The organism is Vreelandella janggokensis (assembly GCF_031451615.1).
GTDB classification, from domain to species: Bacteria; Pseudomonadota; Gammaproteobacteria; order Pseudomonadales; family Halomonadaceae; genus Vreelandella; species Vreelandella janggokensis.
Genome location: NZ_JARWAJ010000001.1, coordinates 690,401 through 703,194, shown reverse-complemented (window position 1 = coordinate 703,194; position 12,794 = coordinate 690,401). Strand labels below are relative to the sequence as shown.

11 protein-coding genes and 1 pseudogene are annotated in these 12,794 nt (G+C 53.8%); 8 read left to right on the top strand and 4 right to left on the bottom strand.

Features of this window, described 5'->3' with window-relative positions:
- Nucleotides 1-10: 10 nt before the first annotated feature.
- The 8 genes from QC816_RS03295 to QC816_RS03260 all read left to right on the top strand — a co-directional run bounded on the left by QC816_RS03295 (nt 11) and on the right by QC816_RS03260 (nt 8,166).
- The gene (locus tag QC816_RS03295) at nt 11-676 is read left to right on the top strand and encodes a response regulator transcription factor (RefSeq protein ID WP_085920390.1); all 666 of its coding nucleotides are present in this window, start codon (nt 11-13) and stop codon (nt 674-676) included.
- Entirely contained in the window at nt 663-1,997 is a 1,335-nt protein-coding gene (locus tag QC816_RS03290) for an ATP-binding protein (RefSeq protein ID WP_085920389.1), read from the top strand. Before QC816_RS03295 ends, QC816_RS03290 begins: the two co-directional genes overlap by 14 nt.
- Before the next feature lie 69 nt (nt 1,998-2,066).
- Nucleotides 2,067-3,899, top strand: a complete 1,833-nt coding sequence (locus QC816_RS03285; RefSeq protein WP_309780923.1) for a copper resistance system multicopper oxidase — start codon at nt 2,067-2,069, stop codon at nt 3,897-3,899.
- A 9-nt stretch (nt 3,900-3,908) separates the two neighbouring features.
- A complete protein-coding gene (locus QC816_RS03280) occupies nt 3,909-4,679 on the top strand; it encodes a copper resistance protein B (RefSeq protein WP_199283577.1) in 771 nt (256 codons plus the stop codon).
- Nucleotides 4,680-4,810: 131 nt separating this feature from the next.
- Entirely contained in the window at nt 4,811-5,227 is a 417-nt protein-coding gene (locus tag QC816_RS03275) for a hypothetical protein (RefSeq protein ID WP_309780922.1), read from the top strand.
- Nucleotides 5,228-5,463: 236 nt separating this feature from the next.
- Nucleotides 5,464-6,180, top strand: a complete 717-nt coding sequence (locus QC816_RS03270; protein WP_267905855.1) for a glutaredoxin family protein — start codon at nt 5,464-5,466, stop codon at nt 6,178-6,180.
- A gap of 164 nt (nt 6,181-6,344) precedes the next feature.
- On the top strand, nt 6,345-7,682 hold the full coding sequence (locus QC816_RS03265; RefSeq protein ID WP_199283580.1) for an APC family permease: 1,338 nt from the start codon (nt 6,345-6,347) through the stop codon (nt 7,680-7,682).
- Between the two features lie 25 nt (nt 7,683-7,707).
- Nucleotides 7,708-8,166 carry an ATPase gene (locus QC816_RS03260; protein ID WP_199283581.1) on the top strand — a complete coding sequence of 153 codons (459 nt, stop codon included), beginning with the start codon at nt 7,708-7,710 and terminating at the stop codon, nt 8,164-8,166.
- A gap of 67 nt (nt 8,167-8,233) precedes the next feature.
- Here the strand turns inward: QC816_RS03260 and QC816_RS03255 are convergent, their stop codons facing one another.
- The 4 genes and pseudogenes from QC816_RS03255 to lnt form a co-directional block, all read right to left on the bottom strand.
- The gene (locus QC816_RS03255; protein WP_233337237.1) at nt 8,234-8,668 is read right to left on the bottom strand and encodes a hypothetical protein; all 435 of its coding nucleotides are present in this window, start codon (nt 8,666-8,668) and stop codon (nt 8,234-8,236) included.
- Between the two features lie 114 nt (nt 8,669-8,782).
- Nucleotides 8,783-9,758 (bottom strand): annotated as a pseudogene (locus tag QC816_RS18280) (IS30 family transposase).
- 406 nt (nt 9,759-10,164) lie between these two features.
- Entirely contained in the window at nt 10,165-11,208 is a 1,044-nt protein-coding gene (locus QC816_RS03240; protein ID WP_085920377.1) for a L,D-transpeptidase family protein, read from the bottom strand.
- Between the two features lie 53 nt (nt 11,209-11,261).
- Complete coding sequence (lnt, locus tag QC816_RS03235) at nt 11,262-12,794, bottom strand: apolipoprotein N-acyltransferase (RefSeq protein ID WP_253026813.1); 1,533 nt, start codon at nt 12,792-12,794, stop codon at nt 11,262-11,264.

The window sequence follows — 12,794 nt, the reverse complement described above, 5'->3', positions numbered from 1 at the left end:
CCTTTTACCAATGAAACTGTTGCTATTAGAAGACGATGACTTGCTGGCCGAAAGCTTGGCAGAGAGTCTAAAAGACAACGGTTACCTGGTCGACGTGGCCCCCACTGTTAAGGCGGCCACGTCGTTCATGGCCACCGAAGAATACGCGCTTGCCATTCTCGATATTGGGCTGCCCGATGGCTCGGGGCTTGAGCTGCTCGCCCATTGGCGTAAGCAGAAACGTGCCACTCCTATTTTGATACTCACCGCGCGCGACACCTGGGAAGACAAGGTGGTTGGCTTGGAAACTGGCGCCGATGATTACCTGACCAAACCCTTCCACGAAGCCGAGCTGATGGCTCGCCTAAAGGCACTGCTGCGTAGGCAGTCTGGCCAGTTATCCCAAGTCATCACACTGAACGGGGTGTCTCTGGACGAAGCCGGTCAGCGCGTTTGCCGTGAAGACACCCCATGGCGTTCGCTGACTGCCACCGAGTTTCGGCTGCTGCGCTACCTGATGCACCACCCGGACCGCATTCACTCCAAGGAGCGCTTGCTGGAACAGCTTTACGCGTTGGAGCAAGACGCCCCCGCACCCAATCTGGTTGAGGTATACGTGGCTCGCCTGCGCCGGTATCTTGGCAAGCCAATCATCCAGACGCGCCGCGGCCAGGGATACGTTTTTGTTTCACGTTAATAAACGCAGCTTACAGTTTCGCCTGCTCGCCTGGCTGGGCGGTGTCGCGCTGCTGGTAGTCGGCCTGACCTGGCTACTGCACGGCGTATTCCTGCAAAATCTTGCCAAGGACTTTCTGGGCGAGCGCCTCAAGCGTGAAGCCGACCACGCGGTCGCACAGCTCGAACAAGACCGCCTGGCGGTTCCCACATCGCTAGCCTCGACAAGCGAAGCCTACCAGGTCTTTCATCACCTTTACGTGCTGCGCCTCAACGGAGAGATCAGCGCCTCAGACCCAGTCTGGCAACGACAACTTGCCCCACTACTTAACGGAAAAGGGGATGCACTGATCGAGGTAACGCGCGGCGAGCGACACTTATTGGTGTATCGCCAGCATTTCGAATGGCAAGGCGCCAACGGCGTGTTGCTGATTGGTGAGGATTTTTCCCAAGTCGAAGCAGGCCTAGCTACTTTGCACTGGTGGGTGGGCGGCATCGCTGCGGGCATGCTCGCGGTGCTGGTCACGCTCAATATGCTGGCCGTCAATCGCGGATTAAGGCCGCTTTGGCAACTGCGTTATCAATTGGAAGCATTGCAAGCGGGCGACCGCCAGCGCCTCTCGCTAAAAGCGCCCGACGAACTCGACGCGCTTGTTGCCCAGCTTAACCGCTTTATGGACGACATTGACCTGCGCCTTAAACGCTCACGTGAGTCGGTCGCTAACCTTTCCCACGCGCTGAAAACCCCGTTGGCCGCCGTTACCCAAGTACTAAGCGGCAACCGACCGATTGATGAAAACCGCCGCCGGAAATTGCTGATGCGCATCGAGGACATCAACGCCCAGCTGGATGCTGAGCTGCGCCGTGCACGCATCGCAGGTCCTCATGCGGGTCGCATGACCCACCTGACCCGTGACAGTCAACGTCTGATGGAGATGTTTCGTAGCCTCTACTCTGAACAGTTGTTCGAGCTGACGCAGGCGATTGACGCGCGCGACCAAGTGCCGATCGATGCCCACGATTACGCCGAAATACTGGGCATCGTGCTGGATAACGCTGGCAAATGGGCCACCAGCGAGATTCGCTGCCACATTAGCACCTCATCAGACGCACTGACTTTAACGATTGACGATGACGGCCCCGGCGTTGCCGAAAGCGATATGGTGCGCCTCGGCGAGCGTGGCACCCGACTGGATGAGCACCACCCTGGCTATGGCCTGGGACTAGCTATTCTCTCACAGCTGGTGGCGCGTTATCACGGTCGCTGCCAGTTTGAGCACAGCCCGTTGGGTGGCCTTCGGGTCATCACCACATTGCCAATGACAGGCGTCACCTCCGCTTAACTGCTTTTTCAGCGTTGATTCAGCTTTCTCCCCCAATATGATGTCATTCATCAGCGATGGGAGTTTTACATGACGTGTTCGGACATCATCACCCACCCACTTTCACGCCGCCAGGTGTTGAAAGGCAGCGCGGCACTTGGATTGGGTTCCGCCGCAGCGATGGGCTTAAGCCCCGCCTGGGCTAACCCTTGGGGACGCACAAATGTCTATTCAAAGGGCGTGGAAGAGGGGCCTAATGTGTCGCTGGCTATCCGCCGCGAATCCATCCCGATTAATGGAAAAGAGGCTCGCCCGATTAGCCTCAACGGTACCAGTCCCGGCCCGCTGATCCGCCTTAAGGAAGGTCAGGACGCTGTATTACGAGTCACCAACCTGCTCGACGAACCCACCTCAATCCACTGGCATGGCTTGATTCTACCGCCGGGCATGGACGGTGTACCGGGCATCAGTTTTGCCGGTATTGAGCCAGGCGAAACCTTTACTTATCGTTTTCCTGTCCGTCAGAACGGCACTTATTGGTACCACAGCCATTCCGGCCTTCAGGAACAGCTTGGTCATGCCGGGCCGTTAATTATCGACGCCGCCGAGCGTGAACCCTTTCGCTACGACCGCGAGCACGTGCTGTTGCTGACCGACTGGACCTTTGAAGAGCCCATGTCGGTGTTTCGCAATCTCAAAACCATGGAAGGTTATTACAACTTTCAGGAACGCACGATTGCCGACTTCTTCGCCGACGTACGCCAAAATGGCTTCGCCCAAACGGCCGAAATGCGCAGCATGTGGGCCAAGATGCGCATGAGCTCGCGGGATATCGCCGACGTAACCGGCAGCACCTACACCTACCTGCTCAACGGCCATTCTCCCGAGGAAAACTGGAACGCGCTGTTCAAGCCAGGCGAGCGTGTGCGCTTACGGGTGATTAACGGCTCGGCAATGTCCTACTTCGATGTGCGCATCCCTGGCCTCAAGATGACCGTGGTGGCCGCCGACGGCCAGCCGGTGCAGCCCGTTCCCGTCGATGAGTTCCGCATCGGCGTTGCCGAAACCTACGATGTGGTGGTCGCACCCGAAGATGATCAGGCCTACACCATCTTCGCTGAGTCGATGGACCGCAGCGGCTACGCCCGCGCCACGCTGGCGCCGCGCGAAGGCATGCAGGCGGAGATCCCCACGCGCCGTCAGATTGCCGACCGCGGCATGGAAGCCATGGGCGCTCACGGCATGGGGGGGATGGGCGGCATGGATCATTCCGGCATGTCGAATATGCAGGGGATGGATAACGCTAATATGGAGGAAATGGATCACTCGAGCATGTCAAACATGGGTGGGATGGATCATTCCAGCATGGAAGGCATGGACCATTCGGGCATGGGAGGTATGGCCAGCGAGCAGCGCAAAACACGCGAAAACGGCATGCTGGCGGCTGGTGAAGTACAGCCAGGCTCCCGCTACGGCCAAGCGGGTATTGGTATTGATCCCAACGAGCGCCGTGTGCTGGTTTATCGCGATCTGAAATCTTTCACTCCCTGGCCCGACCGTCGCGAACCCGGCCGTGAGCTTGAATTGCACCTTACCGGCAACATGGAGCGCTACATGTGGTCGTTCGACGGCCAGAAGTTCAGCGAGGTCTCCGGCCCCATTCACTTCGAAAAAGACGAACGCCTGCGCCTGATCCTGATCAACGACACCATGATGGAACATCCTATCCACCTCCACGGCATGTGGATGGAGCTGGAAAACGGCCAGGGTGAATTGATACCGCGCAAACACACCCTAAATGTGAAGCCCGGCGAGCGCGTGTCTGCGCTGATCACTGCGGACGCCGAGGGCAGTTGGGCGTTCCACTGCCACCTCCTCTACCACATGGATGCTGGCATGTTCCGCGTTGTTCAGGTTTCTTAAGGAGACAGTATGAAAATTAAGCGCTACGTAACCCTCGCCAGTGCCGCCCTTGGCATGACCGTCGCAACGAGCTCCCAAGCCGAAGACGGCTATGCGGCACCAGACAGTTGGCCCGCGCCCACTAAGGAACATAATATGGGCATGGCACTGTTTGACCGGCTTGAATACACCGTTCCCGACAAAGGTCAAGACGCCGTGGTATGGGACTTTCAAGGCTGGTATGGCGGTGACATTAACCGCGTTTACCTTAAATCGGAAGGCGAAAACGTTCAGGGTGACGGCGAAGATGCTGAGTTTGAGTCCCTAGAACTCCTCTATAGTCGCTTAGTGGCTGATTTTTGGGAGTTACAGGGGGGGATTGGTTACCAAGGCGGTGTCTTCTCCGATGATCACGCCGAACGTACTTATGGGGTGTTGGGCCTACAGGGAGTGATACCTTATGGCATCGAAACCGATGTTGCCATGCAAGTGAGTGAAGATGGTGATGTCGCCGCCAGTTTTGAAGGCGAATACGATCTGCGCTTAACACAGCGACTCTACCTACAGCCGCGCACCGAAATTGCCGTAGCCGCCAGCGAAGTTGAAGAATTTGGCGTGGGTGAAGGGCTTAACTCGGTGCGCGCTGGCCTGCGACTAGGCTATGAAGTGACTCGTCGTTTCGCCCCCTACATTGGTGCTTATTGGGAGAAAGAGTATGGCGATACAGCCGACCTTTCACGGGCCAGTGGCGACAATACGGAAGATACTGGGGTGGTTGCCGGTGTTAAACTGATGTTTTAGCGAACTCTGAACATAGATATTTTTTAACGTCACCCAGTGGTGGCGTTTTTTTATTTTTTATTTTTAAATTCAGCTTCATTTCAAAAAAGCCATCTAATATAACCATGTCATCAACCAGAGGAGTAATCACCATGAAAGTTAAATCAATTATCTTTGGGTCGCTTGTAGCCAGCATCCTTTCAACACCTGCATTGGCTAACTATGGGACAAACAACCAGGATCTACCTCTACTTGAAAGAGGCGTCTCTTCTACACAATTGCTTGCCCAAGGCCAATCAAAACGTTTCAGTATTAACATTCAAGAAGCGACTACGCTGAAGGTAGCAAGCGAGCACTTCCCAGGCACAACCAGCGCTGGCAACCGTATCTCTGCTGTGCTTTATAATGCAGCAGGACAGCAGGTAGCAGAAGCATCCAGCCCACGTGGTCATTTTGAACTGGTCCGCCAACTGCAGCCAGGCAATTATCAACTTGAAGTGACAGGCAATGCACAAGGAGGCACTAAAGAAAGTGACAATAATCGCTATGAATTACATGTTGACTATTAATATGTAGTCACTAACTTAAGATATGGGCCATTCTTTATGATGGCCCTTTTTATTTAACATATATTTCTCTCGCTGAAAAAAAATTTTAACCATAGCTAGAATTATCAAAATAAAGGAGTAGCTATACTTGCCTGAGTGCTGCACAAAGGTTCTATGATTTTTTTAAATACCATGTTCTTAGCGAAGGAAAATCAATGCCAATATCAACACCCACTGCCTCTGCACGGGTTTACCGGATGAAAACCGCCGAGCATATGTGCCCGTTCGGTTTGAAGACAGTTGATCTTCTCAAGCGCAAGGGCTTTAAGGTTGACGACCATACCTTAACGTCTCGTGATGAAATCGATGCTTTCAAAGAACAGGAAAACGTCGATACGACGCCCCAAGTGTATATCGGTGATCAACGCATAGGTGGGTACGAAGAGCTACGCAAACATCTGGGAATGAGCGTTCCTAATGCAAAAAAAACCACTTATAGGCCAGTAATTGCTATTTTTGCTACTGCGCTGCTGATTGGCTTGGCGATTAGCTGGGCTACTCAGGGCACGCTGTTTACTGCGCGCATGCCGGAGTATGCCGTGGCCACGGCGATGGTGCTGCTCGGCCTGCAGAAGCTACAGGATGTCGAAAGTTTCAGTAGTATGTTTTTGAATTACGACCTATTGGCCCAGCGCTATGTCCCCTATAGCTATCTTTACCCCTATGCCGAGACAGTTGCAGGCATTTTAATGCTGGCCGGAACATTGGTGTGGCTGGCAGCGCCACTGGCGCTATTTGTTGGCACGGTGGGGGCAATCTCCGTCTTTAAAGCCGCCTATATCGACAAGCGTGAGCTTAAGTGTGCTTGCGTCGGCGGTAACAGCAATGTGCCGCTGGGCTTTGTATCGTTAACCGAGAATCTGGTAATGATCGCCATGGGGCTGTGGATGCCATTACGTATGCTGGTAGGTTAAGCCCGCCTCTTTATTACGCCAAAGCATGCTCTGGGTCAGATAATTGACTGGCTTATATTCAGGTTGTGTTCAGCTAATTCAACCAGACTTGCTTAGCACTTATCCGACGCTTGCTTAAGGCGAAGAACCTGAACGCTTTGGGCTTCATTCTTAGGAGTGTTTGTATGGCTGACCAGGATAGAACGCCAAAGTACGAAGAAGGAAGTCTCTCTTTCATCGGTGCCGTAGCGCTAGGCACAGGGGTCATGATCGGGGCGGGTATTTTTGCCTTAACTGGACAGATGGCAGAAATGACCGGCCCTCTATTTCCTCTAGCTTTTTTAGCCGCCGCAATAATTGTTTCTTTTAGCGCTTACTCTTACGTCAAAATGTCCAATACCTACCCATCCGCCGGGGGTATTGGCATGTATCTGCAAAAAGCGTATGGCTCAACGCTCCCTACCGCTTTCCATGCGCTATTGATGTATTTTTCCATGGTCATTGCGCAGAGCTTTTTGGCGAGAACGTTCGGTTCTTACACTCTGGAGCTATTTGACCTAGGCGACCGCACTCTGTTTGTCCCACTACTCGGTGTGGGCTTATTGCTAGCGGCTTTTTTGATCAATTTATCTGCCAATAAGTTGATCGAGACAGTCGCCTCAGTGCTGGGTTTCATAAAAATTGGTGGCATCATCGTGTTTGGTGTTGTCGGTGTTTTTATTGCCGATTCTATCGACATGGGGACTGGTGGGGATGCGCCCCCCCCCACTCTCTCAGGTTTCTTGGGCGCGACGGCGTTGGGTATTTTGGCTTTCAAAGGTTTCACGACCATTACCAATAGCGGTTCGGAGCTGAAAAATCCAAAGCGCAACCTGGGCAAGGCCATCATGATCTCCATCGCGCTGTGCGTGGTGATATATGCGCTTGTAGGCTTTGCCGTTGCCAGTAACCTATCGCTATCCGAGATTATCGAAACTCAAGATTACTCCCTGGCGGCTGCCGCCCGACCCGCGCTGGGTGAAGCCGCGGTTGGCTTTACCGTCATCCTCGCCATGCTGGCCACTGCGGGTGGGATTATTGCCAGCGTCTTTGCCGTTTCTCGTATGCTCGCCATGCTCACAGAAATGAAACTGGTACCGCATCGCCATTTCCACATGCCCGGTAGCCTGCAAAAACATACGCTGGTCTACACGATCGTGCTCGGCTTGGTGCTGACCGCCTTCTTTGACCTTAGCCGAATCGCGGCGCTCGGCATTATTTTTTACCTGATCATGGATATCGCCATCCATTGGGGAGTTTTGCGCCATCTCAGGAAAAGCGTGGGCGCTAACGCGATTATTCCGACCATTGCCATCCTGTTAGATGTCCTTGTACTGGGTGGTTTTGTTTGGGTAAAAGCTATTGCCGACCCACTGGTACTTATCGTTGCCGTTACAGTGATGGCCGCGCTGCTAATCGGCGAGTGGCTATTTCTTGCTAACAGCAACAGCTCAACCGATAGCCACCACACGCACATTCACTAATCACAACGGCACAAGGAGCAAATGAATGGAGATTAAAACGTTTGGTGATCTAATCGATTGGACACATCAATTACATGCCCATCTTGCCGAGTGTTTGGCCCACTGCGCGAATCAGCACGAAGAAGAACGCGCGCAGATGCTGCTTAACTATCTGTCTCTTCATGAGGCAGAAATGCAGCGAGTAATTGCTGGCTTTGAAGGTACCGCAAGCGTTAACGTGCTTAATACCTATGTCTACGATTACCTCTCTCATCAGCCTATTCGCAGCCACCGAACCTGCGATGCGCCCTACTCCACGCTAGGAGCTGATGCTATCTGCAAAGAAGTACTGGATTTCCATGATCAAGCCATCAGTTTATATCGCAGCCTGATCGGCAGAGCCGAAATCCGAGAAGCCAAGGAACTGCTGGAAACACTTCTCGATTTAGAGGAGCACGAGGCTATGCGTCTATCTCGGCAAACTGAAAGAATGCACGATATCTAATAGAATGGTACATCTAAAAAAATGCCCCACTGCCTAGCTGCACAGTGGGGCATTGGTTATTAACGGCTTACATCATACGTTTAAGCTCGCCGTAATCACCTTTAATACGCAGCTTAACGGTTACCTCCTGTTCATTTCGGTTACGGAAGAACCAGCCATGGTTCCCCGTAAAGGCAGCTTCCAATTCCCCCTCATCCTCAGGAACGCCACGTCCTTTTTCGTAGCTGATGGAATTACCACCGCCATCACCGTGGGTGTCAAAATTGACTGGCCCGCCTTCAGATGACCAAGCAAAGGTCGCAATAGATCCTTCATCCATCGTCAACTTGTACTCGGTGCCCTCTCCGGGAGCAAGCGAGAAGCTTACTTCTTCACGCCACGCTGGCTCAGACGATATCTCGCCTTCGGTGAGTGTCGTATCAGATGTGACATTGGCCACATCATCACTCGCTTCGAGCTGAGCCTCGTGCGACGTCTCATCAGCGGAAGGTGCCGATGCCACCTGTTCCTCAGCCGGTTCAGGGCTTTCATTTACCTCTTCGACAATGCGTATTTCAGCGGACTGGTTGGTTTGCTCGGGGTCTTGCGCCGAGTTGGCGTTGGCTTGGTCCTGAATTCAAGCAATAAGAGCAGCACCTGCGGTATCCAAGGCTCCTGAGTACTCCCCAGGAACACCTGTGCCGGTGTCCGATATCCTAGTCGTTTTCGGGGGCGATCATTCAGGTTCTTGACCACCCTGCGTAACTCGACATCGGTGACCTGTTGAAAGTCCGTTCCCTTGGGGAAGTACTGCCGTATCAGGCCATTGGTGTTTTCATTGGTCCCACGCTGACCGGAACAGTGGGGGGCGCAGAAGTAAATCGCTGCCGTTACCGCCTGGGCTACGGTATCGTGATCAGCGAACTCCGAGCCGTTGTCCATGGTGATGGTGCTGGACAGCACCCCGGCGAGGCTTAAGCAGCCGGATCATGGCTTTTTGCGTCAGCTCCGCTGAGAGCTTGGGCAATCGTGCTGCCAGCAGATAGCCGCTACGTCGATCGACCAGCGTCACCAGGCCAGATTGTTTGTGCCCCTGGACCACGGTGTCCCCCTCCCAGTGCCCAATAAAGCGCCTGTCATCGACCTCAGCGGGACGATGCTCGATACCCATACGGTTGGGAATCTTGCCGAGCCCTGCGCTCTTTGCCTGGGCACGGTGCTTGCTGCGTCGCTTGAGCTGGCGGAGATGCTGCCAGAGATCGCCACCACGAGCCTTATCATCCCAGATCAAGGCGTAGATCCACTGGTGACTGACGCCTACGCCATACAAGGGCACCATGAAACCGCTGATCTGCTCCGGGCTCCATTCCTCCCGCAGCCGGTCGGCGACGGCGGCGATCATGCTGGGTAAGCGCTTCGTCCACTTCCAGGCGGTGCGTCGCCGATGATCACTGCGGACTCGCCTGCTCTGGATCGTAGCCGCTGGTGGTAGCGTTGCGGCGCAGTTCACGGCTGATCGTACTGTTGTGGATACCAAGCTCTCTGGCGATCTGACGTCGGCTCATGCCCAGGTCATGACGGGCATATATTTGGTATCGTTGGGTCTGGGTTATATCCCATGCTCTGCTTCACTTTGGTCGGTGAGCCGAGAAGGGTACCGGCGCTGACCCTCCCGCCTCTACCTCGTGGTCCAAAGTGCTGCAGTTATTCTATGAATCCAGGCTGAAGGCTTTCATCAAAGAAGCTTCGCAAGGGAGGTTTTCCTTATTAGGGTTATGGCGCTTGAACGTATGGGTCTCCCTGGATAGTGGCCAGCAGATTTTTGGATGAGACATGCCCAATCATCATGCCAATTTAAGGTTTAGAAGGACGGCATCATAGCTGAGTGAAACGGAACGCCTAATCTAAAAAATGCACCTTATGAAAAGCACAAGTTGAAATGAGTCTCCCCATCTCATTGACAGGGGACTGCTTTTCTCAACCTACATATCAGCGCTCAATGGACCTCTTGTGTGAATGTCACGACCGCTGAGATAAGGGCAAAACCAACTCTTTATAAATGTCTTCGATACTCCCCTCTTCTATGCCGCTACTTTGTGGTTCCTGCTCTTGCTTCGGATTGAGAGGTGTTATAAGCCCGCTGGACGATGCCAGTACGGTGCTGAGCTGCTCATAATCGATGGTTATATTATCGACATTGTATTGGTTGAGACGTGTCATGGTGTCTGACAGTGCGGCCATGCTGTGCTCTTCTTCTCCAAGCGGCGGAAATGCTTGAATCAGCGTCTGTCCGTCTTCCCAACCGATTTTAATAGGCTGATTGATGATGTTGACTTGGGTGCCGGGAGGAATGCGGTCAAATATAGATTCGATGTCTTTGGGTAACATGCGAATACAGCCTCGGCTTGCGCGCATGCCAATCCCGTCTGGCTGATTGGTACCATGAATCAAATAGCCATCGAAGCCTAGGATGATGGCATGGTCTCCTAACGGATTATCGGGGCCGGGCGGCACAACGCTTGGCGCGGTTTCGCCGCGTGCTTCCGCTTCGCGTTTTACCGACTCAGGCGGGTACCAGGCAGGATTTTTAATATTCATTGTGGTCTCGGTCACACCGAGAGGAGTATCAAAGCCTTCGCGACCAATGCCAATAGGATAGGTCTCAACGCGCGGTGTCTCACCGTTTTTGACATCTGGGTAGTAGTAAAGCCGCAGCTCGGCGATATTGATGACGATCCCAGTACGCTCGACATTCGGCAGAATGAAACGTCCTGGAATAGTTACTTCCGTGCCCACCCCTGGTACCCAGATGCTGACCTCTGGATTTGCCCGGGTCATCTCCAAATAGCCAAGGTTGTGACGCCTGGCAATATCTATCAAGGTATCGTCGTAATCCTTCACGACGAAGGTGTCAGCCTCGCCGATAATATTGCCTTCCTCAGGTAGCGGGTAGTGCCCATTGGGCCATTCCGTCTCCTGGGTAGTGGCGGGTTGTGCCGCGATGGCGACAGGGAGCCATGCCAAAGATGAAACCATCACACTCATGATGAAGCCCATCTGCATTGGCGATCGGAGGAGTCTCTTAAGTATTGCTGCGTTATTTACCGAGAGCATCGCTAGGTTCCTTTTTCATCTAATGCGTCGTTTTTTGATCGAGATAAGTTAAGTGGTAATCCGAGCAGCGTCAGCAAGGCAGCGAGTATCCAAGCGGGCCCGCTACCGGTGCGTGCGAAAGGAGTTAGGCCCTGCATCGGGGTCACCTCGCCAGTTAAACTGGCCTGTTCAAACTGTGGGGCACGGGCTGTGACGTGACCTTGTGAATCGATGATGGCCGTCACGCCATTACTGGTAGCTCGAAGTAGGTGACGACCATTTTCAAGGGCACGTAGACGCGCCATTTGAAGATGTTGGTGTGGGCCAATGGAGCGCCCAAACCACGTATCGTTGGAAACCGTTAATAGCAGCTCGGCATTACGCGCCTGTTGGGCGACATGGTCGGCAAAAATGATCTCGTAACAGATGGCAGTGCCAATGGTAGTTCCAGCCACGTGTAACGGAGCCTGTACGTCTGACCCAGGGGTCAGGCGGGGTGCTGGCAAGTCGAAAAAAGCAAGGGTGTCAGCGAGGAGGCTTTGGAATGGCAAATACTCGCCAAAGGGTACTAAGTGCGCTTTCTGGTATTCGCCTTGCACATCATTTAGCCCTATGACGCTGTTATAAGAGCGCCCTTCACCATCGCGTTGCAAAATGCCAGTTAACAAGGCGGTGTCAGGCCCCAGGTCTGACGCTACTTGCTCAAGTATTCGCTGTGCTTCCTGCTCAAGCATGGGAAGGGCTGCCTCGGGCCAAACGATGAGATCGATATCCTTTGCTTGCTCCCGTGTCATCGCCGTGTAGATACTGATCGCCTCGCGCTGCCCTTGTGCAGTCCACTTAATGCGCTGATCAAGATTCCCTTGCAGCAATGCCACCTGGATGGGCTTGCCAGCCGGGGTTGTCCATTGGGCGGGCAATAGGAATGGAACAATCCACAGGCCAGCCATTGGGACGAGAAAAACCCAGCGGCGACGCAGTACCTCTACCCCTAACGTGCCTGTCAGCGCGGTAATGAGTGACAGCAAGTACACACCACCAACGGGCGCCCATGGGGCTAATGGAGAATCTATCTGAGAGGTGCCTAACAATAACCAGGGGAAGCCGGTGAACAACCAGGTGCGTAGCCATTCGCTCATCACCCACATACCGGCAAAGCTAAGAAAGGCTAACCGTGGCCCCGCGATGCGTCGATAGAGCCCAAAGGGGATTGCAAAGAAGAGCGCCAGAGCGCTGACAAAAAGAGTGGTGAGGAGCATCGCCACCAAGGCCCCGGTGCCACCGAAATCGTGAATAGCAACGAAGACCCACGACGTACCAGAACCGAACAGGCCTACCCCATAGCACCACCCACGCAGGGTGGCTATGGCGGGCGTTAGCGACGCTATCTTCCAATAGACCAGTGCCACGGCCACTGGGCCAAGCCACCATAGGGAAAAGGGAGCGGCACTCAAGGTGGTCAGTACCCCAGCGGCTAGCGCTACAACGCAATCGACTATTGGTGAGAGTCGCCCAGCAAAAAGCGTATATTTTTTTTCTTGATCGACCGAATCCAT

Coding starts and splice junctions, on each gene's coding strand:
- QC816_RS03240 (WP_085920377.1), bottom strand. CDS start 11,208: ATGCAGATGGGCTTCATCATGAGTGTGATGGTTTCATCTTTGGCATGG.
- QC816_RS03270 (WP_267905855.1), top strand. CDS start 5,464: ATGAAAACCGCCGAGCATATGTGCCCGTTCGGTTTGAAGACAGTTGAT.
- QC816_RS03260 (WP_199283581.1), top strand. CDS start 7,708: ATGGAGATTAAAACGTTTGGTGATCTAATCGATTGGACACATCAATTA.
- QC816_RS03280 (WP_199283577.1), top strand. CDS start 3,909: ATGAAAATTAAGCGCTACGTAACCCTCGCCAGTGCCGCCCTTGGCATG.
- lnt (WP_253026813.1), bottom strand. CDS start 12,794: ATGGATTCGGTCGATCAAGAAAAAAAATATACGCTTTTTGCTGGGCGA.
- QC816_RS03275 (WP_309780922.1), top strand. CDS start 4,811: ATGAAAGTTAAATCAATTATCTTTGGGTCGCTTGTAGCCAGCATCCTT.
- QC816_RS03285 (WP_309780923.1), top strand. CDS start 2,067: ATGACGTGTTCGGACATCATCACCCACCCACTTTCACGCCGCCAGGTG.
- QC816_RS03295 (WP_085920390.1), top strand. CDS start 11: ATGAAACTGTTGCTATTAGAAGACGATGACTTGCTGGCCGAAAGCTTG.
- QC816_RS03265 (WP_199283580.1), top strand. CDS start 6,345: ATGGCTGACCAGGATAGAACGCCAAAGTACGAAGAAGGAAGTCTCTCT.